Raw genomic sequence first — 22121 nt, 5'->3', positions numbered from 1 at the left:
TTCCGCCGCGACCGGACGTCTTCGGCCGGTCGCCTTCGCGTCATTCCTCCTCGGGCTCTCCGCCGAACGTGGAGGGGCGATTTCGTCGCCCCATCAGTTGAAGTAGCGCACCCGCAAGGCGTCGATCGCCACGGCGATGAAGATCATGAAGCCGCCGATCATGCCGACATAGAAGGAGGGCACATTGACGATGGCCAGGCCCACCTGGATCACGGTGAGGAGCAGCACGCCGCCCAGCACCCCAACGACGTTGCCGCGTCCGCCGAAGACGCTGACGCCGCCGATGATCGGTGCGGCGATGGCGTAGAGAAGGTAGCTCGATCCCTGGTTGGAGGTGATCGCCATCTGCCAGGACGCCAGCAGGAAGCCCGCGACGCCGGCGAGGAAGCCGGCGATCGTATAGGTCGCGATCTTGATGCGGTCGACGCGGATGCCGGCCGAGTTGGACGCCACCGCGTTGCCCCCGACCGCGTAGATGCTGCGGCCGAGAATCGTGCGGTTGAGAAGGACGGACATGGCGACCAGCGCGACGACGAAGATCGCCGGCATGACCGGCCAGCCGCCGACCGTCGCCTGTCCGATCCAGATATAGCCGTCCGACATGTTGGTGATCGTGCGCCCCTGCGTCAGCGCCAGGAGCGAGCCTTCGAGAATGATCATCATCGCCAGCGTCTCGATCAGCGAGACCATGCGCAGCTTGGTGATGCACAGGCCGTTGAAGAAGCCGATGAAGGTCGCGACGCCGACGCCGGCGAGCATGGCCACGAACCAGGGCAGTTCGAGGTTGGAATAGGCCAGCGCGCCGATGGCGGACGAGAAGCCGAGATTGGCCGGCAACGAGAGGTCGATCTCGGCGACGAGGAGCGGCAGGGAGACCGCAAGGCCGATCATGCCGAGCACGGTCGCCTGCACCATGATGTTCTGCAGATTGAACAGGGTGAAGAAGTAGGGGTTGAACACCCCGAACAGGACGACGAGCGCGATCAGCCAGATCCACACGACGTTGTGCAGGATCCAGCCGGTGACGGAACGCCCGGCTGGCCGCGCCGGCGCGGTCGACTGCGGCGTCGCGGCGGCGCCCTGCGAGGCGGGAAGGCTGGCGGCTGCGGGCTTCATGGGCGTGTCCTGTGGCATGGGGCGGGCGCTGTCAGCCTTCGGCAAGGCCGCGCAGCCGTTCGGTCGTGATGGCGGAGCCGACGAGTTCGCGGGTGATCCGCCCCTTCTCGAAGAGGCAGACCCGGTCGGCGATGCGCACCATCTCGTCGGTGTCGGTGGAGACGACGATCACGGACACGCCGTCCCGGGTCAGCGCGTCGATGATGCGCAGGACGTCCTGCTTGACGCCGACGTCGATGCCGCGCGTCGGCTCGTCGAGGATCAGGAGGCGGGGCTGCGTGGCGAGCACGCGGCCGAGGCAGACCTTCTGCTGGTTGCCGCCGCTCAAGGTGTCGACCGCGGCATGGGGGCCGGCAGCCTTGATGCCCATGGCCGCGAAATAGCGGTCCGACAGAGCGCCTTCGGCGCCACGCCGGAAGAAGCCGCCGCTGGAGACGCTCTGCAGCGAAGAGAGCGACAGGTTGGCGGCGATCGACATGCCGCCGACCGAGCCGTCGCGGCGACGGTCGTCCGACAGGAAGGCGATGCCCCGGTCGAAGGCGTCGCGCGGATCGCGCGGCAACGGCTGCGGGGCGTCGATCTCGCCGGAAAAGGCGATCGTGCCGGACCGCACGGGAAGGAGGCCGAAGATCGCGCGGGCCAGTTCCTTGGCGCCCGCGCCTGGCAGGCCGGTGAAGCCGAGGATCTCGCCCGGCCGGATATCGAGTGCGGGAACGTCGAGTGCGGCGGCACGGATGTCGCGCAGGCGAAGCGCGGGACTTGCCTCCGGAAAGCTGCGACGCTGGCGCTGGAACAGGGCGAGCCCGCGGCCGAGCACGAGCTCGGACAGCGCCTCGGAGGTGAGCGAGCGCACGTCCTGCGTCCCGCCGGCCAGCCGGCCGTCCCGCAACACCGAACATGCGTCGCAGATCTCGAGGATCTCGTCGTTGTAGTGCGAAATGAAGACAAAGGTCACGCCTTCGCTCTTCAGCTTGCGCATGAAGTCGAAGAGCTGGGCGCGGTCGTCGACGTTGAGCGCAGCGGTGGGCTCGTCGAGGATGATGACCTTGCCGCCGCTGAACATGGCCCGCAGGATGTTGAGCTTGCGGCGGGCGACCGCGTCGAGCTTGCCGGCGGCGGCGGCGGGGTCGATGCCGGACCCGTCCAGCATGCGCGCTGCGTCCTCCCGCAGGCGCTTCCAGGCGACGAAGCCGAAGTGACGGCTCGGCCAGATGCCGAGCATCAGGTTCTCGGCCGCGCTCATGTGGTCGACGATCATCGGCTCCTGGGTCACCAGGAAGACGCCGGCCTTCTCCATGGCCTTCACGTCGGCATGGTCGACGGGCGCCCCGTCGAGATAGATCGTGCCGGAGGTCGGCTGGCGCTGGCCGGAGATCAGGCCGACGAGCGTCGACTTGCCCGCGCCGTTCTCGCCGAGCAGTCCATGGATCGTGCCGCGCCGGATCTCGATCGACACACCGTCGAGCGCCAGGACGCCGCCGTAGCGCTTTTCCAGACGATCGGTGCGCAGCACGACCTCGGCGGGCGCGTGCGTCTCGGGCCGAGGCTGAAGAAGGGTCGTCATCGTGTCCTCCGCCGGAAACTGGCGGCGGCGCGGGGACGTCCTGGTCCCCGCGCCGCGATCGCACATGACTCACATCAGGAGTAGGGGATGCCCCAGTCCTTCTCGGCAATCGCGCCCCAGTGGCGCTTATCGTTGGCGTTGGAGCCGTCGATCACGAAGGGCGGGATGATGAGCGTCGGGCCCGTCGCCCCGTTCACGATCTCGCCCTTCTCCCAGAAGTACTTGGCGTTCTCGTAGGCGCCGAGCGGCACCGCCTCGCCGGGAATGGCATGCTTCTGCAGCATCTCGACCGCGATCTCGCCGTAGGCGATCGGGTCCTGCGAGACGCAGGCGTCCATGTAGCCGTCCTGGATCCACTTCAGCGCGATGGGCTCGCCATCGATGTTGACGAAGATCACGTGGCCTTCCTCGCCGACCTTCTTCCAGCGATCGCGCTGCTGAAGGGCGGTGACAATGCCGCGCGAGGGCGAGTCGCTCGGCGCATGGACCGCGTCGAGATCGGGGAATTCGGACAAGGTCGAGAGGGTGACCGCCAGCATCTGGTCCAGCGCGCCCTCGGTCGGGCGGGCGAGGTACTTGATGTCGGGATACTTGGCGAACTCCTCGTCCATGCCCTCCTTGCGCTGGCGCCAGGCGACGCTCTGCAGCGCGCCGAAGCAGTTCAGCACCGTGCCCTTCGGGCTACCGTGCTTTTCGGTCAGGCGCTTGATGATCTCCTGCGCCGCCATGACGCCGCCGAGCTTGTTGTCGAAGGAGACGGTGATCGCGACATCGCCGCCGTCGGCCGGCGTGTCGATGATGGCGACGGGGATCTTGCGCCCGTTGTAGCGGCGGATGGCGCTGACGATGGCCTGGCTGTCGATCGGATCGGAGACGATGGCGCTCGGCTGGCTCAGCATCAGGCTCTGCCACTGCTCGAGCTGGCGCGTGTTGTCGAAGCTCGCGTTGGTCGCCTGGAAGCGCCACTTCTGCGCCTCGACCGCCCGCTTCACCGCCTCTTCCTGGATCACGAAGAAATAGTAGTCGAGGCTCTTGTTGCTGTAGGGCACGAAGAGCCCTTCCTGCGCGAAGGCGGCCCGGCCGCCGACGAGGGCCGTGGCGCCGAGCGCCGCGCCGGCCTGCAAGAGATGGCGTCGATTGATCTGTGGCATGGGCTCTTCTCTCCTCCCAGAGCGATGAATGTAGTAATACTAGCCGTTTCGGCGGGCCGTCAAGCAGTCCCGTGGTTGGGGGTGGAAATCCCAAAAGGCTTGTCGATAAGGGCGGTTCGGCGGATAGGCCGGTCGATTTTTCCGGCAATGCCCGAGATCGCAGCGGGCGACCGAAAATCTTGCTTTACTAGATTTTGCGCAGATGCACGTCGGACGTGCCGTCGAACTTGCCGATCACCATCCCGGACGACTCGCGCGTGAAGAGGCCGTTCTCGACGACGCCGGGGATGCGGTTCAGGGCGATCTCGAGAGGCGCCGGCTCGTCGAGCACGGGGCCGCACCGGCAATCCAGGATGAAGTTTCCGCTGTCGGTGACGACGGGCTGGCCGTCGCGCATACGTCGCTCGATCACCGCGTTCCCGATGCCGTGGTGGCCGAGCGTCGCCTCCACCATGCGCTGCGTCTGCTTCCAGGCGAACTGGACGACCTCGACCGGCAGCGGGAAGCTGCCGAGGCGATCAACGATCTTGGTCTCGTCGCAGATCGTGATCATCCGCTTCGAAGCGTGGGCGATGATCTTCTCCCAGAGAAGGCAGGCGCCGCCGCCCTTGATCATGTTGAACTGGCGATCGATCTCGTCCGGCCCGTCGATCGTCAGGTCGAGCTCGCCGATCTCGTTGGGATCGGTCAGCTTGATGCCGGATTCCTGCGCCACCTGATTGGTGGCGCGCGAGGTCGTGGTGCAGGTGAGGCGCATCCCGTCGGCGACGTGCTTGCCGAGCTCGCGGACGAAGAAGTGCGACGTGGTGCCGGAGCCCAGTCCGAGCTTCATCCCGTCCCGCACGAATTCCTCGATGACGCGGCGCCCGGCCACCCGCTTCGCTTCGTCCTGTGCGCTCATCGTAGATCCTCCATGCGCGTCAGCTGTTTGCGCTCGCGGGCCTTCTGCCGCGGCGCGGAAAGGGGGTGTCCGCCGTCAGATCTTTTCGGTCTGCCAGGAATCGAGCGCCGGCAACTGGTCCGGGAACTCGCTGCCACCGATCATCGCGATCGAGGTGACGAGCATGTTGACGACGAGATGGTGATTGAGCCGCGAGGCGAGCGGCGTCAGAAGCTCGGTCCGGTCGTAGGGCACGACGGCGACGAGCGCGTCGGTGACGGCCGAGAGCGGGCTGTCCGCTGCCGTGACGGAGACGACCTGTGCGCCGCCCGCGCGCGCCGCCGTCGCGATATCGACCATCTGCTTGGTGTGGCCGGACTGCGAGAAGATCAGCGCGACCTCGCCGGGCCGCGAGGTCTCGGCGTGCAGCCACTGCTTCTTGCGCCCGATCAGCGCCTCGCAGCGGATCCCGAGGCGCTGGAACTTGTGCTCGGCGTCGAGTGCCGTGATCTCCGAGATGCCGGAGGCATAGATGCCGATCCAGGTCGCGGCCTGAAGGCGCCTTGCGGCCTCTTCCAGTTGCGGCGGCTCGAGGTCCTCCAGCGCGCGCTGGATGGCGTTCAGCGAGTTGCGCGCGGTCTTGCGCACGATGTTGGCGATGGAGTCGCCCGAAATGATCTGCTCGTAGGCGAAGGGCGCGGACGGGACGAGGCTCTGCGCCAGGAAGAGCTTGAAGTCGCCGTAGCCCTCGAAGCCGAAGCGTCGGCAGAAGCGCATGATCGTCGGATCGCTGACGCCCGACTTCTGCGAGAGCGAGGCCATGCTCATGTGGATCACCGCGCCCGGATCGGTGGCCACCACGTCGGCGACGCGCCGCTCCGCCGCGCCCATGGCCTCGCGCTCCGACAGAATGCGCTGCAGAAGGCTCGTGGTCATCGGCGTCAGGCGGTCCGGCGCGCGGCAGCGGGCTTCAGCGCCATCAGGTCGGCCAGCCGGTCGAGCCGGAAGGCCTCGTCGACCTTCAGCAGCGATCCGCCGCCCCAGGGCACGACGTGAAAGGAAATCCCGGCTGCCGCCGCCGTCGCCTGATCGACGGCCGTGTCGCCGACATAGGCGACGCTCGCGGGCGGCGCGCCCATGCGCTCGCAGACCGCCAGGAGATGGGCGGGGTCGGGCTTGCAGGCCGGCGCGGCGTCGGCGCCGACCACGGCCTCGAAGAGCGGGGCGATGCCGAGGAGATCAAGGACCTTCAACGTCAGCGCGTGCGGCTTGTTGGTGCACAGCCCCAGCCGGAATCCGGCTTCGCGGAGGCGGTGCAGGTCCTCCTTCACATGCGCGTAGAAGCGCGTGTGACGCGCCGGGCTGCGCTCGTAGTTGGCGATATAGGTGGGCACGGCCTCGTCGACCGTCGCGTCGTCGTGCGGCAGGCCGACCGCCAGCAGGAGGTCGAGCAACAGCCGGCGCGGACCATTGCCGATGAAGCCCTCGACGAAGGCCGGGTCCTGTTCCGGCCACCCCTTGGACGCGAGGTATTCGTTCACCGCCGCCGCGATGTCGTGGGCGCTGTCGATCAGCGTGCCGTCGAGATCGAAGATCAGGACATCGGCGGTGTTGGGCGATGCGGACATCGGCAGGGCACTCCCGAAGAATGTCATGGGTCCAGCCGCGGGTGGCCGAGATCGGCCGAGGCCTGCGCGAGGGCGGAATGAAGGGTGCGATAGATGCGGTTGGCCGCCCCGAGGACGGCACCGGCTTCCGGATCCGGCGTCTCGCGCGTCACCGGGCGACAGACGGTGGCAGCGGTCGCGGCATCCGGCCAGACGCCGATGCCGACGCCAGCGAGAAGCGCGGCCCCGTAGGCTCCGCCCTCGGCCGCACCCTCGGTGGTGACGACGTCGCAGCCGAAAAGGTCGGCCTGCATCTGCCGCCACAGGCGCGAGCGCGCGCCGCCGCCCGACGCCTTCACGATGCCGGGTGCGATGCCGGCCTCTTCCATGACGGCGAAGATGTCGCGCAGTCCGTGGGCGACCCCCTCCATCACCGCCCTTGTGAGGTCGGCCGCGCCATGGCGGGCGGTCAGCCCGACGAAGGCGCCGCGCGCGGCGGGATCGGGATGCGGGCAGCGCTCGCCGAAGAGGTAGGGCAGGAACAGAAGGCCGCGCGCCCCGGCCGGGCTTGCCTCCGCCCGCGCCACCAGCGCGTCGAAGGATGGAGCGTCGCCGCCCGCGAAGTCGGCCGCAAGGCCGCGGAACCAGCTCATGGCGCCGCCCGCGTTGAGCGAAACGCCCATGCAGTGCCACTTGGCGGGATCGACGTTGCAGAAGACTTGGAGCCGGCCGCCCGGATTGTCGCTCGGGCGATCGAGCGCGCAGGCGACGATCCCGGCGGTGCCGATCGTGGTCTGGATCTCGCCCGGTGCGATGACGCCCGAGCCGAGCGTCTGGATCACCGCGTCGCCGCCGCCGCCGACGACCGGCACGCCTTCGGGAAGGCCGAGGAGCGCTGCGCCGGATGCGCTGAGGCGGCCCGTGATCTCGGCGGATTCATGGACCGGCGGCAGGAGGTCCGGCGAAAGGTCGAGCCGGCGCAGCAGCTCGTCCGACCAGCGTCGCGCGCGCGTGTCGAAAAGGCCAGTGCCGGAGGCATCCGACACCTCGCTCGCGCGCTCGCCGGTGAGGACGAGGCGCAGATAGTCCTTGGGGTTCAGGACGTGGGCGAGGCGGGTGAAGAGTTCGGGCTCGTGCCGACGCATCCAGAGAATCTTGCCGCCGGTATAGCCGACCAGCATCCGGTTGTTGGTGAGCGCAAGGAGAGCCTCCTCGCCGCCGGCCCGCTCCGTCGCCTCGGCGCATTCCGGCCCGTTGCGCTGATCGTTCCAGAGGATCGCTGGGCGTAACACGCGATGGGCCGCGTCGAGCGGCGTCAGGCCATGCATCTGGCCGGACAGGCCGATCGCCTTTACGACGAGACCGGGACGTTCGGCCTGCAACGCTCCGACCGCGCGGCGCGTCGCGTCCACCCAGTCCGCCGGATCCTGCTCGCTCCAGCCGGGGCGCGGCTGGGACAGGGGATAGGTTTCGGTCCGGCTCGCGAGTACCGTTCCGTCCAGCCCGGCGAGAAGCGCCTTGCAGCCGGAGGTGCCGATGTCGATCCCGAGAAGGCACTCGGTCATGGGATCACCGCGCCTCGTCGTAGCGGATGCGGATGTGCTTGAAGTTCAGGTATTCGAGCATTCCCTCGCGGCCGTGCTCGTAGCCGACGCCGCTCTGCTTGCGCCCACCGTAGGGGGCGTTCATCACGCCGGCGTCGACGTTGTTGACCGCCACGTTGCCGTAGTCGAGCCTTTGCGACAGGGCGCGCACCTCGTTCAGGTCGCGGGCGTAGACATAGGAGGCGAGCCCATAGGGCGTGTCGTTGGCAAGGTCCGCCGCCTCGTCCAGCGTGTCGAAGGGCGCGACGCCGACCAGCGGGCCGAAGGTCTCCTCCGTCATCACCTTCATCTCGTGCGTGCAGTCGGCGACGACGGTCGGGCGGAAGAAGTGCCCGCGCGCGAAGGTTTCGCCCTCCGGCGCCGAGCCGCCCGCGACGAGCCGCGCGCCCTTGTCCAAAGCGTCTGCGAGGTGCGCCTTGGTCTTCTCCAGCGGCTCGGCCGAGGCCATGGCGCCGAGATCGGCATCGGGCCGCTCCAATCCGTTGGCGATGGTGAGCCTCTCGACCGCGCCCTTCAGCCTGTCGAGGAAGCTCTCGTAATGCGGGCGCGCGACGTAGATGCGGTTCACCGCGATGCAGATCTGGCCCATGTTGCGGAACCCGCGACGCGCCGCGCCCTTGGCCGCGGCGTCGAGGTCGGCCGACGGGGCGACGATCAGCGGGCAGTTGCCGCCGAGCTCCAGCGACATGCGGCGCACGATCGGCGTCGTGCGCTGAATGTGAAGACCGACCGCGCTGGAGCCCGTGAAGGCGATCTTGTCGATGTCGCGATGCTCGACCAGCGCCTGACCGACCTCGGACCCCTTGCCGGTGACGATATTGACGACGCCAGCGGGGATCTTCGCCTCCATGCAGGCTTCGGCGATCGCGAGCGCCGTGAAGGGCGTCAGTTCCGCCGGCTTGATGACGATGGTGCAGCCCGCGGCCAGCGCACCGCAGAGCTTCCAGCCGATCAGCTCGGCCGGATAGTTCCAGGGCGTGATCGCCCCGACGACGCCGATCGGCTCACGCACCACCATGCTCTCATGGTCGGTGGTCGCTCCCGGCACGATCTCGCCATGCACGCGCTCGGCTTCCTCGGCGTAGAAATGGCAGGCCTCCGCAAGCTTCAGGATTTCGCCGCGCGCCTCATTGAGCGGCTTGCCCTGTTCGCTCGTCATGATGCGCGCCATGGCATCGGCTCGGGCCGAGATCGCGTCACCGAGGCGGTGGAGCGCGGCACCGCGCTCCTTGGGGGCGAGGCGCGCCCAAGGGCGAAAGGCCCTGCGGGCGGCGGCGACGGCGGCGTCCACTTCTCCCGCGGTCGCCGCCGCGATGTGGCCGATGACCTCGCCGGTCGCCGGGTTCTCGACGGGAAGCGCGCGGCCGGAGCCGCGTTGCCACTGGCCGGCAATGAAGAGCTGGGAATCGTAGGCTGCAAGCATGGGACGTCCTGGCACCGTGTCCGGCGGCCCACGCCGCAGCCGGCCACCTTCGATCCGATCTAATATAGCAATACTAGATACCGCAAGCGGGAAATCAGGACTTCCTTGGTCAGGCGCGGACTGCCAATGCCAAGCTCCTCGAGCGAATGCTGCGCAAGTCTATGTGCGACGACTTGATTCGGCTTTCGGCGCGCGCTTGCGCGTCGACCCGCGCGCCGCTATCGAAAGCTGTCTTGGAATAGTTTTGCTACGTAAATGCTTTCGATGCTCTCAGAAAACGCGAAGAGTGCCAAGCCGAACGGCGGAGCATGGCATCCAGGCCTCAGGGACCGTTTGCTCGTGCCGGGTCGCCTTCCATTCCGCGTCGGGTCCAGACATGCGAGCTCTTGGTCCGCTTGTGCCGATCTCACGTTTCTTCCGCGTCGAGCCTGTGCTGATGCGCGATGGCGGCGGAGTAGGGCGCCTGCGCCCTCGCGGCGAGCCGCCGCACGACATCCTGTCCTGACGCCTCGGGTCCAATTGGGAGACCACCATGTATCTTGAACGCTTCCGCCTCGACGGCCGCATCGCCCTCGTCACGGGTGCTGCACAGGGGATCGGATTCTCGACGGCCGAAGCCCTGACCGAGGCCGGCGCCCACGTCATCCTCGCCGATCTTGCGGTCGAGAAGGCCGAGGAGGCGGCCGAGCGCCTGATGGCCGACGGCCGCAGCGCGGAGGGTGTCCGGCTCGACGTGACGTCGCCCCAAGCGGTCGACGCCCTGCGCGACGACGTTCTCGCCCGGCACGGCCGGCTCGACGTCCTCGTCAACAATGCCGGCATCGCGATCAGCAACGAGCCGGCGGAAACCATGTCCGACGCGGTGTGGCTGAAGGTTCTCGACGTCAACCTCAACGGTGTCTTCTGGTGCTGCCGTGCCTTCGGCAAATCCATGCTGGAGCGCGGGCAGGGCGCCATCGTCAATGTCGGCTCGATGTCGGGCTTCGTCGTCAACCGGCCGCAGGAGCAGGCCCAGTACAATGCATCCAAGGCGGCGGTGCATCACCTGACCAAGTCGCTCGCCGCCGAGTGGGGCGGCCGGGGCGTGCGGGTCAACGCGGTGGCGCCGACCTATATCGAGACCGCGCTGACCAGCTTCGTCTACGACGACCCGGAGATGATGAAGCACTGGATCGGCGGTACGCCCATGGGCCGCATGGGCCGGACGGACGAGATCGCCGCCACCGTGCTCTTTCTCGCCTCCGATGCGGCCAGCCTCCTGACGGGCTCCATCGTTCTGGCGGACGGCGGCTATACGGCCTGGTAGGTCTTCAGTTCCCAGGTAATAAACGTTGCAGGTTGATTTTGTTGTCAACCCGAGGTTGAGGTTTGCTCGCGTGTGACTCCTGGCATTACGCTCGATGAACAGAAGTCCGCGCAGCAAACCCTTTCCGCGAAGACTTGCGGCACGACCGCTGGCACAGACCGGGCCGGGATCGTCTGGTGGTCAGCTACTGAAACCGCAGCGGTTCCATTGGCAAAACATCGGATTTCACGGGCCGGTGATGCACGGTCATTAACGTCCCGACTCTACCGCTCAAGGCAGGAGGAGCGATGAACGTCCTGCTGACCTGCCTCGGTGTCCTGAACGATCCAAAGCTGCTGACGCTGGCGGCCCTGGTGTGCCTGATCGGCGTCTACGGCTCGTTTTCCGTCGCGCGGCATGCCGGTCGACGCGACGGCGCGGCCCGGCGGCAATGGGCGATCCTGTCGCTGGTCACCGCCGGTTGCACCGCCTGGGCCACCCATATGGTCGCACTGCTCGCCTTCCGTCCGGGAATGGAGGCGGGTTTCGAGCCCGTCACGACGGCGCTCTCGCTTCTCCTGGCAATCGTCGGGATCGGCGCCGGCCTGATGCTGACGCTCGGACGGCGCGAGCGCTGGAGGCGGTTCGTCGGCGGCGTGGTGATCGGCCTCGGCGTTGCCGTGCTGCATTATGTCGGGCAGGCCGCCTATGTGGTGCGCGGCCACGTCCACTGGGACCTTGCGATCGTCTGGACCACCATCCTCGCCAGCCTCCCGCTCTTCGGTCTCGCGACGCTGGCCTCCGTCGAGCGGACACGGTGGATCAACCTGACCGGCGCCCCGCTTCTCGTTTTGGCCATCGGCATCCTGCATATCGGCGGCATGGTCGCGATGACGCTGGAGTTCGATCCGCGCGTGCAGCTTCCGGCCTGGACGGTGCCGCCCGAACTTCTCGCGCCGCTCGTCGCCACGATGTCGTCGGGGCTGGCAATCATCGCGGTCATCGGCCTCCGGCTCACGATCGCGGCCAAGGCGAAGCTGCGCTACGAGCGGCGGCGTCTCGGCGAACTGGCCAATCTCGGGCTGGAGGGGCTCGCGATCTGCGAAGGAAGCCGGATCGTCACCGCGAACGACAGCCTGGCGCGCCTGACCGGCCTGTCGCGCGACGACCTTGCGGGGCGCGAGTTGTCCGAGCTGCTGCCGGGCCTCGACCTCGCCGCCCTGCCGGAGCGCGAGGAGATCGACGCCAGGCTGGCCACGCGCCTCGGGCCGTTCGTGCCGGTGCGCGTTTTGCGCAGCGACGTGCGCCTCGCCGGCAGCCTCCAGACGGTCATCGCCTTTCGTGACCAGAGCGAGCGCCTGTCCGCCGAGGAGCGCATTCGAACGCTCGCCTACACCGATACCCTGACGGGCCTGTCGAACCGGGCCCGGTTCCAGGAGGCCATCGCGACCTGCATCGAGGAGCATGGCAAGGCGCGCACCCCCTTCAGCCTGATGCTGTTCGATCTCGACGGCTTCAAGGACGTCAACGACGCCTTCGGGCATGCGGGCGGCGACGAGGTTCTGCGGGTCGTAGCGCGGCGCATGCGCGAGGTCGTCGGTGCCGATCACCTCGTCGCCCGTCTTGGCGGTGACGAGTTCGCGGTGGTCGTGCGGGGAACCGCCGATCCGATCGAGGTCTCGCGGCTCGGCCAACGGCTGATCGAGGCGACCGAGCTTCCGATCGCCCTCGGTGACGAGATCGTGCACCTGTCCGCCAGCGGCGGGCTGATGCCTTCCCAGTTGCAGGCCATGTCGGCGGACGAACTCATGCTCGCCGCGGATCTTGCGCTGTTCGACGCGAAGGCCAACGGCCGCGCGCGGCTCCGCCTCTTCACGCCCGAGCTTCGAAAGGCCGCCAAGGACCGCCTCAGCGTCGCCGAGGATCTGCGCGAGGCATGGGAGGAGCGCAATTTCGAACTCTACTACCAGCCGCAGGTCCGCCTCGCCGACGATCGTGTCGTCGGTGCCGAGGCACTGATCCGCTGGAACCACGCCTATCTCGGCGTCCTGTCGCCCGTATCCTTCCTTCCGGTGCTCGAAGCGGGTCCGCTGACGCTGCCCGTCGGCGACTGGATCCTGTCGAAGGCCTGCCAGGATGCGGTGGCGATCCGGCGGGCCGGGCATGGCGACTTCCGCATCGGGGTGAACCTCTTCGCCGCGCAGCTTCGCGCACCCGATCTCGTGGAGCGCGTCGAGGAGGCGCTGCGGGCGAGCGGGCTGCCCGCCGAGGCGCTGGAGCTCGAGATCACCGAGAACACGGTCCTGCGCAACGAGCGCACGATCGCCAATCACCTTGCGCGTCTGCGCCGCATGAATGTCGGCATTGCCTTCGACGATTTCGGAACGGGCTACGCTTCACTGACCTTCCTGAAGCAGCTCGACATCACGCGCCTGAAGATCGACCGGTCCTTCGTGCGCGACATCACGATCGACGGGAAGGATCAGGGCATCGTCGACGCCGTCGTTCGAATGGCACGCGGATGCGATCTCGACGTCATCGCGGAGGGCATCGAGACGCAGGCGCAGGCGGATTATCTCCGCGATCGCATGAGCGAGGGGCAGGGCTATCTCTTCGGCAAGCCGATGCCGCTCGCGCGCTTCCGTGAGGCGATCGCGCCGACGGATCAACGGCTCGGCGCAAGCCCTTCCTTCCCGAGCGACGCGCGTCGTCGAGCCTGACGCCCGTCAGGCAGGCGGGGCACTGCGACCCATCTCGCGGCGCTTGCCATCAGGCGAGCGCGTCGAGGTCGTCGTAGAGCGCCTGCGAATGATGGTAGAGGCGTTCGAACACCGGCTGCATGCGCTGGTAGGTCTCCGCCCAGCGCGGCTCGGGGCTCACCTCGCGCTCGAAGGAAACGTAGGCTGCGGCCGCATTGGTGAGGCTGGGAAACCGACCCATCGCCGTTGCGGCCATGGCGGCGCAACCGACGATCCCGCATTCGGCTTCCTGCGGCACGAGGATCGGGATGCCGTAGCAGCTGGCCTTGATCCGCAGCCACAGGTCGGTGCGCGCGCCGCCTCCGGAGGCGACGAGCCGTTCCACGCGCGGCCCGCCGTTCGCCTCCATGACGTCGATGTGCCGCTTGACCGCGAAGGCGACGCCCTCGAGGACGGCGCGGTGGAGGTGCGTGAGGCCGTGGCCGGCGGCGAGCCCGAAGAACTGCGCACGGGCGTTGCGATGGCGGCCGAAGCGCTCGCCGGTGAGGTACGGGACGAAGAACAGCCGGTCGGAACCGGGCGGCGCTTCCGCCGCTCGCTCGACGATGGTCTCGTAGGAGACTGTGCCTTCGTGCAGTGCCCGGCGCGCCCAGCGCATCGCGTCGCCGCCGCTTTCCAGCAGCATGAATGCGCCCCACGCGCCGTCCACCGTCCCGACATTCGAGATTTCGGGGGCGAGGATCGGCCGGTCGGCAATCGTCGTGACGATGCAGGAGGTGCCGATCATCTCGGAGCCCAGCCCCGGCGCGAGGACGCCGGATCCGGCGAGGGCCACGGGATAGTCGCCGCCGCCGACCAGCACCGGCGTTCCCTCGCGCAGTCCCGTCTGCATGGCGGCTTGGCGTGTGACGCGCCCCAGCACCTCCATCGCCCCGCGGATCGGCACGAGCTTCTGGAGGTCGAGGCCGAGCCGATCCACCATTTCGGGCGACCAGTCGCCGGTGCGTGGGTCCATCAGGAAGGAGCAGGCCGCTTCCGTCCGATCCATCTCGATCTCGCCGGTCAGGCGGAAGTTGACGTAGTCCTTCGGCATGATCACGGCAGCGGCGCGCCGGTAGGCGTCGGGATCGGCATCCCGGATCCATTGCAGCTTGAAGGCGGGCCAGGCGGGCGTCGGCGGGTTGCCGGTGCGGGCAAGATAGGTCTGCGCCGCGTTGGCCTCCTCGAATGCGCCGACGAGACCGGCCGTGCGCTTGTCGTTCCACAGGGGGACGGTGTCGCGCGTCGGTTGTCCGTCGGCATCGACGAGGACGGTGCCATGCATCTGGCCGCAGGCGCAGATCGCCTCAATGCGACCGGCGGCGTCCGGGACGGCGGAGAGAACGCCGCGGACGGCCGTGACGACACCCTCCCACCAGTCGGCGGGCCGCTGCTCCGACCAGCCGAACTGCGGCACGATCTGATCATGCTCGCGCGCGACGATCGAGACGATGTGACCCGAGGCGTCGACCAGCGCGGCCCGGACGCTGCCGGTTCCGACGTCGATGGCAAGGATGAGATCGTCGCTGCGCATGAGCGTGCCTCAGTCTCGGCGCGTCATGCGGGATCGACCGGAAGCGCGGAAGCATGAGACGTCGCCAAGCATTCCTGCGACAGCTGCGGCGAGGTTGATGTGCATGATCGGCCTCCAAGCTGTGTAGCTTAGGTACTGAAAACTGGGCGGTCAACCGCCAGCCGTTGGCCCAAGAGGGCTACGGAACCCATGATCGCCTGTAGTTTTGCCCCGTTGCGTATGCCCTTGATCATCGTCTATGTAGCAAAATTACCTCTTATACGATGCCGACATTGAGGAGCAGTATCCATGCTGACCGAGCCTGCAAGCTGTCATGTCGACCTCGCTGCCGGGACGATGGGCGGGGCGGGCGGACGTTACCAGAAGCGGCTAAGCGACCTCACGGGCCTGTATCTCGACGCCGACGCCCATCGTGACCTTGTGACGCGCACTGGCGATGCCGTGGTCTACGACGTGGGAGATTTCCGCCCGTCCGCCGCGGCCGGCGACATGATCTTTGGCCTGACCCGGATGTCCCCCGGGTTGGTCGGCGAGGAATTCTTTCTGACCCGCGGCCACATCCACGCAAAGGCCGACCGTCCCGAAATCTACTACGGCCAGGCGGGCCAAGGACTGATGCAACTGGAGTCGCCGGAGGGCGAGACGCGCATCGTCGAGATCGGACCCCAGACGATCTGCTACGTCCCGCCGTTTTGGATCCACCGCTCGATCAATACGGGCGAGGGGGATTTCGTGATGATGTTCGCCTATCCCGCAGATGCCGGGCAGGACTACGGCATCATCGAGCGATCCGGCGGAATGCGCCACCGGGTGCTGCGTGGCGAAGGCGGCGGCTGGCGCCTCGCGGAGAACGCGGCGTATCGACCGCGGACGCCGTCGGAGGTCCAGGCCCTGATGGGGGCCGCGGCATGACCTACGCACCCGCGACCCGGCCCACGCTCCACTTCATCGGCGTCACGACGGGCCAGAGCTCGATCATTAAGGTGTTTCCGGCCTGGGCCGCGCATCTCGGCCTTCGCGACGCGGCGATCCGGGGCATCGATTTCCCGCCTCATGCCGAGGCGTCCGCCTACCGGGATGCCGTCGAGTTCATCCGCGACGATCCGCTTTCGCTCGGCGCGCTGGTCACGACGCACAAGATCGACCTGTTCCAGGCCGCGCGGGACCTCTTCGACGTCGTCGATCCGCATGCGAGCCTGATGGGCGAGACGAGTTGCATCTCGAAGCGGGACGGCAAGCTCGTCTGCCATGCCAAGGATCCGATCTCGTCGGGGCTCGCCATCGACGGCTTTCTCGAGCCCGGCCATTTCGCCCGCACGGGGGCGGAGTTCTTCGCGATGGGGACAGGCGGCTCCACGATCGCCATGACATGGCACCTGATGCGCGCCGACCGGGGCCGGGACGTGCCCTCGCGCGTCGTGGTCTCCGACCGCAGTGCCCATCGCCTCGACGAGATCCGCGCGGTTCACCGGCAGATGGCGCCCGCGATGCCGGTCGAGTACGTGCTGGTCGACACGTCGACCACCAACGACGAGGTCTTGCGAGCCTTGAAACCGGGCTCGTTCGTCGTCAACGCCACGGGCCTTGGCAAGGATGCGCCGGGCTCGCCGCTCACCGACCGGGCGCTCTTCCCCCACGAGGCGATCGCCTGGGACCTCAACTATCGGGGCGACCTCGTCTTCCTCGAGCAGGCGCGGCGGCAGGCGGCCGAGCGCGCCTTGCGCGTCGAGGACGGATGGACCTATTTCCTCCACGGCTGGACGCAGGTGATCGCCGAAGTGTTCGAGACGCCGATCCCGACGTCGGGCGCGGGCTTCGACGCCATCTCCGATATCGCGATCCGGGCGGCGAAGGCCTAAGGCGGGGCGAGACTGTTCGCCGGGACGGCAGCTTTCGGGGGCCGGCGATCGGGGGCGGCAGGTGGGATGGCGATGCAGCGCGAGGATCGCAGGGAGACGCGGGAGGTGTCGGCCGCCAACATCATCGAGGTCGTGCGCGCCGCGCGTCCCGATCTGCGCAAGTCGGAGCGCAAGGTCGCCGACGCCGTCCTGTCCGATCCGCGCTCGGTCCTCGGCGCGACGATCGCGGAGCTTTCAGCCCTGGCCTCGGTGAGCCAGCCGACCGTGGTGCGCTTTTCGACCGCGGTCGGCTGCGACGGCTTCTCGGACTTCAAGCTGAGGCTGGCGCAGGCGCTGGCGCTCGGCGTGCCCGCGACGCATTCGGTGCTGCTCGACAGCGATCCGCCGGAGGCGGTGGCGGAGAAGATCTTCGACTATACGATGACCAGCCTCGACTGGGCGCGCACCCATCTCGACCGCGCTGCCCTCAACGAGAGCGTCAGGCTGCTCGGCCGCGCGCGCTCGATCGAGTTCTTCGGCCTCGGCGCCTCCGGCATCGTCGCGCGCGACGCGCAGCAGAAGTTTCCGCTGTTCGGTGTGCCCTGCGGCGCGCAGGTCGATCCGCACCAGCAGTTCATCGCCGCTTCCATGATGGGGCCGGACGACGTGGCCTTCGTGATCTCGAATACCGGGCGGACGCAGGCGATCCTGCGCGTGGCCGAGACCGCCCGCACGGCCGGCGCGAAGGTCATCGGGCTGGTCGGAGCGGACTCGCCGCTCGTCGAGTGTTGCGATGTCGCCCTCGTCGTGCGCACCCACGACAACACCAATGCCTTCACGCCGACCACGTCTCGGATCGCCGCACTGGTCGTCATCGACATCCTGTCGACGAGCGTCGCGATGACGCGCGCCCCCAGCCACAAGGAACGGGTCGCGGACATGAAGCGGCACTTGCGTGCATTCCGCGAGGCCGATGCTTCGGGACATGCGGGCGAGCCTATCGACTGAGCGACGCGCGCCGCGTCGCCGACCTCGGTGCCTAACGATCCGGCTTCGCGGCGAACCAGAGCACGTGCTTCGTTCCGCGCCCGCGTCCGGCCTTGACGCGCATCTCCTCCACCTCGAAACCGGAGCGCCCGAGCCGAGCGGTGAAGGCCGGGTCTGCTCCTTGCGACCAGATGCCGAGGATGCCGCCCGGCGTCAGTGCCCGGCGAGACGCGCCGAGGCTCGCCGGTCCGTAAAGGCGATCGTTGCTGTCTCGCGTCAGGCCGCCGGGTCCGTTGTCGACATCGAGCAGGATGGCATCAAAGGCGTTGCTCGCGCGGCCGATCGTCTCGGCCACGTCTTCCACGACCACGGTCACGCGCGGGTCGGACAGCGAGGTGCCGAAGACCTCGGCCATCGGTCCTTTTGCCCACGCGACGACGCCCGGCACCAGCTCGGCGACCGTCACTGCCGCATCCGGCGCAAGGCTCGCCAGGGCGGCGCGCAGCGTGAACCCCAGGCCGAGACCGCCGATCAGGATGCGCGCAGCCGGCCGCGCTCCGATCCGCTCGGCCGCGATCGTCGCCAGCGCTTCCTCCGATCCGCTGAGGCGGCTGTTCATCAACTCCGTCCCACCGATCATAATGGAATATTCCGTGCCGCGCCGCATGAGGCGCAGTTCGCCGCCGTTCGGGATGGCTGCGGTGCCGAGCGCTTCCCAGGGGATCACCGGCGGTTCCCTTCGGGCGGGTCGCGGCGGCACGGGGTTGGGGCGAGGGGAGAGGGGTCGATCATCGGGCGCGCTCGCTGGGGCATTCCAAGCCCCTCTCGTAGCGCGCATGGTTCGCACCCGCGAGGGGTTTCATGCGTCCGGGTTGACGCGATCCGCGCCGACCGGCGGAGGGGAGGTCAGCCCTTCCGGCATCCACCTGCGGCGCGTCCAGAAGGCAAGGGCGCCGACCAGGAGGAGTGCCCCGGCCGCTCCGAGGAGGAGACGGTGGTTCGCGCGCAGCGCGCCGAAGGCCGCTTCGATGGCATGCCCGAACCAGTATCCCGCGGACACGAAGACGAGCGCCCATGTCGCCGCCGCCGCGGCATTGATCAGGACGAAGCGCGATGTCGAAAGCCGGGTCGTGCCGATCGCGATCGGACTGACCGTCCGGAACCCGTAGACGAAGCGAAAGCCGAAGGTGAAGAGGACAGGCCGCTCCTCGAAAGCCTTCAGCGCCTTGGCGAAGAAGGGGCGGGCGCTGACGCGTCGCACGAAGCGGGAGCTGCGGAAATGGCGGCCGCAGGCGAACCAGACCTGATCGGCGACGAAGGATCCAAGCGCCACCGCGAGGACGACCGGCCAGAACCCGAGCGTTCCCGAATGCGCGATGACGCCGGCGAGGATGGCGACGGTTTCGCCCTCGAGCCCCGCTCCGAGGAAGATGGCGGGCAGGCCGTATTGGGCGATGAAGGTCTCGATCGCTCTGGTCCTCGACAGGGCACGGGGGACACCGCCGGACTGCATGCCCCGCAGCCGTCGCGCCGCTCCGGATGGATCGACAATCGCGCCTCCGCGATCGATGCCTTGAGCGATATAGCGGACGACCCTTCGGAGCGAAGGGCGGAAGGCGTCGCCTCGGAACGAAGTTCAAGGTTGGAACCTGCCGACCTCGGCCGGCCGGTCAGACGGTGAGGGGCACATTCATGGTCGGCGCGCGTCGAGGAGCCACTCCCGCACGGCCGCGGTGGGTACGGGGCGACGGGGCCTGCGCAGCGTGACGACGTAGGCGTTCAGCCCACCGTCCATCGTGTCGGGGAACGCCTGAACCAGGCGCCCGGCCTCGATGTCGCTCGTCACCAGGAAGCGGCTGGCGACGGCGATACCCTGACCGGCGGCCGCGGCATCGATCGCGAGCGACGTCTGGCTGAACCGCATCTGCCGGGCCGATGCCGGAAAGGCCTGCCCGAGGACGCGCTCCGTGAACTCCGGCCAGAGGTCGTGCGCATCGCTGAGGAAGGTCAGGCGGTCGAGGCTCGACGCACGGATTTCGGACGACCCGTCGTCCAGCATCGCGGGGCTGCACACGGCCACCACCTCCTGCTCGAACAGAAGGTCGGCGACGAGGCCGGGCCCGAACCCGGTGCGGCTCTGGCGAACGGCGATGTCGACGCCGTCGCTCTGGAAATTCGACAGGCTTTCCGTTGCGAGGATGCGCAGTTCGATCCCGGGATGCGCCTCTGCGAAAGCGGGAAGTCGCGGCAGAAGCCATTTCGACGCGAAGGTCGGCGTGACGCTGATCGTCAGGCGCTCGGGCTCCGGGCGTAGCGCCGCTGTCGCCTCGTTCATCACCTCGAACGCCCGGCGCAGTTGCGCCGCATAGCTGCGCCCCGGTGCCGTCAGCGCGAGGGAGCGCGGCAGCCGTTCGAACAGTCGGATGCCGAGATCGGCCTCCAGCCCGCGCACGTGCTGGGCCACGGCGGCCTGCGTCACCCCAAGCTCCTCGGCGGCGAGCCGGAAGTTCAGGTGTCGCGCTGACGCCTCGAAGGCGCGAAGGGCATTGAGCGGCGGAAGACGATGGGACGAGGACCTCATCCAGTAGATTTCCTACTGCATCGAGACAGGACTTCTCCTTAGTCCGGTTCCCCCATCGATGCGATAGGCATCGGGTGGCGAGCGTCTTTCGGCTTCGTCACAACCGGTTGCGGCACCTCGCGTCAATGCCGGTCGATCCTCCGTTCGAAAAGGTGGGATTGCCATGGCCCGCGCCTATGCCGCGCTCGTCACCCTCGGCTTCATCTGGGGCACGAACTTCATCTCCATGAAGATGGCGACAGGGCTCATCTCGCCCGCTCAGACCGTATTCCTGCGCGTCCTCTTCGGCTTCCTGCCGCTCGGCCTGATGGCGTGGAGAACGGGCGCGATCACGCGGGCCCAGCTGCGGCACCTGCCGCATTTCGCCGTCATGTCGGTGATGGCGACGACGTTCTACTACTACGGCTTCGTCGCCGGCACGGCCCTCCTGCCGACGAGCGTCGCGGGCCTCCTCAGCGGCTCCATCCCGATCTTCACGTTCCTCGGCGCCGCGCTTTTCCTGCGCGAGGATCGCCCGACCGGGCAGATGGCGGCCGGCGTCGCGCTCGGCTTCGTCGGCATCGTGCTCAGCGCCCAGCCATGGAACGCGTCCGCGGACATTCCGCTGGCCGGCGTCCTGTGGATGCTCGCCGGAACCTCGAGCGTCGGCTGCTCCTTCGTCTACGCCCGACGCTTCCTCACGCCGCTGAACCTCAAGCCCCTGACGCTCGCCACGTGGCAGACCGGGCTGGCGGTGGTGACGATCGCGGCCCTCACCGATTTTCACGGCATCGGCGCGATCGTCTCGAACCCGCACGCGCTGCTGGGTGCCGTCGTCGGGCTCGGCATCGTCGGGACAGGCGGGGCGTTCCTCATCTATTACTTCATCATCGGCACGCTCGGCCCCGTCCGTGCGGCCGGTGCGACCTACATCGCGCCCGTCGTCGCCGTTGCGATCGGTGCCCTGATCGGCGAGCGCATCGCCGGTATCGAACTCCTTGCGCTCGCGCTGATCCTCACAGGTGTGGTGCTGATCCAGACCGGAAAGCGGACTGCACCGGCGGACTCGGTCTGAACACGGCAAACGGCATGATCCATCAGTAGCAATGGGAAACCTCGACTTGCAGTTTATTCAACAGACTTGAAAAGCGGAGTGGGTTCCGCTCTCTTGTCGCTGCATGGATCGAAGCGAGGCGCGCTGGTGAGTTCGGAACCCAAGTCGGTCACTACGGTGTCCGATCCTCAACCTGGCGGCGTCGCGCTCTCGAGCATGCTCGGCGTTCGCTTGAAGCTCGCACGGCAGACCAAGGGGATGACCCTGAAGGGTCTCGCCGTATCCGCGGGCTGCTCGGAGAGCCTTCTGTCCAAGATCGAGAACGGCAAGGCGTCCCCCTCGCTGCCGATGCTCCATCGCCTGGTCGAGGCGCTCGGAACCAATATAGGCCGCATGTTCGAAGAGGTGGACGGTGAGGAGGGCATCGTCTTCCGCGCCGGCCGACGACCGCTCATCACGCTCGACCCGCTCCGCCAGGGGGACGGGATCACGCTGGAGCGCGTCATACCCTACTCGGCAGGCCATCTCCTCCAGTGCAACATCCACCATATCGACGTCGGCGGCGCGAGCGCCGGTCCGATCCGGCACGCGGGCGAAGAGGTCGGGTATGTGGTGTCGGGCGAGGTCGAGCTGATCGTCGACGATCGCTCGTTTCACCTCCGGGAGGGCGATTCGTTCGCCTTCCAATCCGAGCGACCCCATCACTATCGCAACAACGGGACGAAGCGCGCGAGCATCTTCTGGGTCAACACACCGCCGACGTTCTGAGCACGATAGAGG

Annotated in this window: 19 protein-coding genes; 7 read left to right on the top strand and 12 right to left on the bottom strand. The window is 68.0% G+C overall.

Features of this window, described 5'->3' with window-relative positions:
• Positions 1 to 93: 93 nt before the first annotated feature.
• The 8 genes from BM175_RS03025 to BM175_RS02990 all read right to left on the bottom strand — a co-directional run bounded on the left by BM175_RS03025 (position 94) and on the right by BM175_RS02990 (position 9345).
• Positions 94 to 1116: an ABC transporter permease gene (locus BM175_RS03025; RefSeq protein ID WP_090958960.1), complete on the bottom strand. Its 1023-nt coding sequence runs from the start codon at positions 1114 to 1116 to the stop codon at positions 94 to 96.
• Positions 1117 to 1147: 31 nt separating this feature from the next.
• Positions 1148 to 2680 carry a sugar ABC transporter ATP-binding protein gene (locus BM175_RS03020; RefSeq protein ID WP_090959196.1) on the bottom strand — a complete coding sequence of 511 codons (1533 nt, stop codon included), beginning with the start codon at positions 2678 to 2680 and terminating at the stop codon, positions 1148 to 1150.
• A 74-nt stretch (positions 2681 to 2754) separates the two neighbouring features.
• The gene (locus tag BM175_RS03015) at positions 2755 to 3831 is read right to left on the bottom strand and encodes a sugar ABC transporter substrate-binding protein (protein ID WP_090958957.1); all 1077 of its coding nucleotides are present in this window, start codon (positions 3829 to 3831) and stop codon (positions 2755 to 2757) included.
• A gap of 187 nt (positions 3832 to 4018) precedes the next feature.
• A complete protein-coding gene (gene rpiA / locus BM175_RS03010) occupies positions 4019 to 4732 on the bottom strand; it encodes a ribose 5-phosphate isomerase A (protein ID WP_090958954.1) in 714 nt (237 codons plus the stop codon).
• 75 nt (positions 4733 to 4807) lie between these two features.
• The gene (locus tag BM175_RS03005) at positions 4808 to 5647 is read right to left on the bottom strand and encodes a MurR/RpiR family transcriptional regulator (protein WP_090958950.1); all 840 of its coding nucleotides are present in this window, start codon (positions 5645 to 5647) and stop codon (positions 4808 to 4810) included.
• Between the two features lie 5 nt (positions 5648 to 5652).
• On the bottom strand, positions 5653 to 6339 hold the full coding sequence (locus BM175_RS03000) for an HAD-IA family hydrolase (RefSeq protein ID WP_090958948.1): 687 nt from the start codon (positions 6337 to 6339) through the stop codon (positions 5653 to 5655).
• 23 nt (positions 6340 to 6362) lie between these two features.
• Positions 6363 to 7883, bottom strand: a complete 1521-nt coding sequence (gene xylB, locus BM175_RS02995; protein ID WP_090958945.1) for a xylulokinase — start codon at positions 7881 to 7883, stop codon at positions 6363 to 6365.
• A 4-nt stretch (positions 7884 to 7887) separates the two neighbouring features.
• Positions 7888 to 9345 carry an aldehyde dehydrogenase family protein gene (locus BM175_RS02990; RefSeq protein ID WP_090958942.1) on the bottom strand — a complete coding sequence of 486 codons (1458 nt, stop codon included), beginning with the start codon at positions 9343 to 9345 and terminating at the stop codon, positions 7888 to 7890.
• Positions 9346 to 9877: 532 nt separating this feature from the next.
• Between BM175_RS02990 and BM175_RS02985 the strand changes: the two genes are divergently transcribed.
• Positions 9878 to 10651: an SDR family NAD(P)-dependent oxidoreductase gene (locus tag BM175_RS02985; protein ID WP_090958939.1), complete on the top strand. Its 774-nt coding sequence runs from the start codon at positions 9878 to 9880 to the stop codon at positions 10649 to 10651.
• A gap of 287 nt (positions 10652 to 10938) precedes the next feature.
• Positions 10939 to 13350 (top strand): bifunctional diguanylate cyclase/phosphodiesterase, encoded by a 2412-nt coding sequence (locus BM175_RS02980; protein WP_090958937.1) that lies wholly within the window; start codon positions 10939 to 10941, stop codon positions 13348 to 13350.
• 49 nt (positions 13351 to 13399) lie between these two features.
• Here BM175_RS02980 and BM175_RS02975 read toward each other — a convergent pair whose 3' ends face one another.
• The gene (locus tag BM175_RS02975) at positions 13400 to 14902 is read right to left on the bottom strand and encodes a xylulokinase (protein ID WP_090958934.1); all 1503 of its coding nucleotides are present in this window, start codon (positions 14900 to 14902) and stop codon (positions 13400 to 13402) included.
• Between the two features lie 288 nt (positions 14903 to 15190).
• Between BM175_RS02975 and BM175_RS02970 the strand changes: the two genes are divergently transcribed.
• The 3 genes from BM175_RS02970 to BM175_RS02960 all read left to right on the top strand — a co-directional run bounded on the left by BM175_RS02970 (position 15191) and on the right by BM175_RS02960 (position 17748).
• The gene (locus BM175_RS02970) at positions 15191 to 15814 is read left to right on the top strand and encodes a glucose-6-phosphate isomerase (protein WP_090958932.1); all 624 of its coding nucleotides are present in this window, start codon (positions 15191 to 15193) and stop codon (positions 15812 to 15814) included.
• On the top strand, positions 15811 to 16761 hold the full coding sequence (locus BM175_RS02965) for a shikimate dehydrogenase family protein (RefSeq protein ID WP_090958929.1): 951 nt from the start codon (positions 15811 to 15813) through the stop codon (positions 16759 to 16761). Before BM175_RS02970 ends, BM175_RS02965 begins: the two co-directional genes overlap by 4 nt.
• 72 nt (positions 16762 to 16833) lie before the next feature.
• Positions 16834 to 17748 (top strand): MurR/RpiR family transcriptional regulator, encoded by a 915-nt coding sequence (locus BM175_RS02960; protein ID WP_090959193.1) that lies wholly within the window; start codon positions 16834 to 16836, stop codon positions 17746 to 17748.
• A 31-nt stretch (positions 17749 to 17779) separates the two neighbouring features.
• On the opposite strand, the gene BM175_RS02955 is transcribed toward BM175_RS02960, so the two are convergent.
• From BM175_RS02955 to BM175_RS02945, 3 genes are all read right to left on the bottom strand, one after another.
• Positions 17780 to 18454 carry a spermidine synthase gene (locus BM175_RS02955; protein WP_090958927.1) on the bottom strand — a complete coding sequence of 225 codons (675 nt, stop codon included), beginning with the start codon at positions 18452 to 18454 and terminating at the stop codon, positions 17780 to 17782.
• A 132-nt stretch (positions 18455 to 18586) separates the two neighbouring features.
• Positions 18587 to 19240, bottom strand: coding sequence for a DedA family protein (locus BM175_RS02950; protein WP_090958924.1), 654 nt, complete (start codon positions 19238 to 19240; stop codon positions 18587 to 18589).
• A gap of 177 nt (positions 19241 to 19417) precedes the next feature.
• Positions 19418 to 20308, bottom strand: coding sequence for a LysR substrate-binding domain-containing protein (locus BM175_RS02945; RefSeq protein ID WP_090958922.1), 891 nt, complete (start codon positions 20306 to 20308; stop codon positions 19418 to 19420).
• A 163-nt stretch (positions 20309 to 20471) separates the two neighbouring features.
• Here BM175_RS02945 and BM175_RS02940 point away from each other — a divergent pair, with 163 nt between their 5' ends.
• Both BM175_RS02940 and BM175_RS02935 read left to right on the top strand, forming a co-directional pair.
• Positions 20472 to 21362, top strand: a complete 891-nt coding sequence (locus BM175_RS02940) for a DMT family transporter (RefSeq protein ID WP_090958919.1) — start codon at positions 20472 to 20474, stop codon at positions 21360 to 21362.
• Between the two features lie 195 nt (positions 21363 to 21557).
• Positions 21558 to 22109 (top strand): cupin domain-containing protein, encoded by a 552-nt coding sequence (locus tag BM175_RS02935; protein ID WP_244545844.1) that lies wholly within the window; start codon positions 21558 to 21560, stop codon positions 22107 to 22109.
• Positions 22110 to 22121: the final 12 nt, after the last annotated feature.

Source organism: Aureimonas phyllosphaerae (assembly GCF_900113065.1).
Classification (GTDB): Bacteria; Pseudomonadota; Alphaproteobacteria; order Rhizobiales; family Rhizobiaceae; genus Aureimonas; species Aureimonas phyllosphaerae.
This window is presented reverse-complemented; position numbering and strand designations above follow the sequence as displayed.

Excerpts from the sequence above, each read along its gene's own strand:
- BM175_RS03025 (WP_090958960.1), bottom strand. The coding sequence starts at position 1,116 with ATGAAGCCCGCAGCCGCCAGCCTTCCCGCCTCGCAGGGCGCCGCCGCG.
- BM175_RS03020 (WP_090959196.1), bottom strand. The coding sequence starts at position 2,680 with ATGACGACCCTTCTTCAGCCTCGGCCCGAGACGCACGCGCCCGCCGAG.
- BM175_RS03015 (WP_090958957.1), bottom strand. The coding sequence starts at position 3,831 with ATGCCACAGATCAATCGACGCCATCTCTTGCAGGCCGGCGCGGCGCTC.
- rpiA (WP_090958954.1), bottom strand. The coding sequence starts at position 4,732 with ATGAGCGCACAGGACGAAGCGAAGCGGGTGGCCGGGCGCCGCGTCATC.
- BM175_RS03005 (WP_090958950.1), bottom strand. The coding sequence starts at position 5,647 with ATGACCACGAGCCTTCTGCAGCGCATTCTGTCGGAGCGCGAGGCCATG.
- BM175_RS03000 (WP_090958948.1), bottom strand. The coding sequence starts at position 6,339 with ATGTCCGCATCGCCCAACACCGCCGATGTCCTGATCTTCGATCTCGAC.
- xylB (WP_090958945.1), bottom strand. The coding sequence starts at position 7,883 with ATGACCGAGTGCCTTCTCGGGATCGACATCGGCACCTCCGGCTGCAAG.
- BM175_RS02990 (WP_090958942.1), bottom strand. The coding sequence starts at position 9,345 with ATGCTTGCAGCCTACGATTCCCAGCTCTTCATTGCCGGCCAGTGGCAA.
- BM175_RS02985 (WP_090958939.1), top strand. The coding sequence starts at position 9,878 with ATGTATCTTGAACGCTTCCGCCTCGACGGCCGCATCGCCCTCGTCACG.
- BM175_RS02980 (WP_090958937.1), top strand. The coding sequence starts at position 10,939 with ATGAACGTCCTGCTGACCTGCCTCGGTGTCCTGAACGATCCAAAGCTG.
- BM175_RS02975 (WP_090958934.1), bottom strand. The coding sequence starts at position 14,902 with ATGCGCAGCGACGATCTCATCCTTGCCATCGACGTCGGAACCGGCAGC.
- BM175_RS02970 (WP_090958932.1), top strand. The coding sequence starts at position 15,191 with ATGCTGACCGAGCCTGCAAGCTGTCATGTCGACCTCGCTGCCGGGACG.
- BM175_RS02965 (WP_090958929.1), top strand. The coding sequence starts at position 15,811 with ATGACCTACGCACCCGCGACCCGGCCCACGCTCCACTTCATCGGCGTC.
- BM175_RS02960 (WP_090959193.1), top strand. The coding sequence starts at position 16,834 with ATGCAGCGCGAGGATCGCAGGGAGACGCGGGAGGTGTCGGCCGCCAAC.
- BM175_RS02950 (WP_090958924.1), bottom strand. The coding sequence starts at position 19,240 with ATGCAGTCCGGCGGTGTCCCCCGTGCCCTGTCGAGGACCAGAGCGATC.
- BM175_RS02945 (WP_090958922.1), bottom strand. The coding sequence starts at position 20,308 with ATGAGGTCCTCGTCCCATCGTCTTCCGCCGCTCAATGCCCTTCGCGCC.
- BM175_RS02940 (WP_090958919.1), top strand. The coding sequence starts at position 20,472 with ATGGCCCGCGCCTATGCCGCGCTCGTCACCCTCGGCTTCATCTGGGGC.
- BM175_RS02935 (WP_244545844.1), top strand. The coding sequence starts at position 21,558 with ATGCTCGGCGTTCGCTTGAAGCTCGCACGGCAGACCAAGGGGATGACC.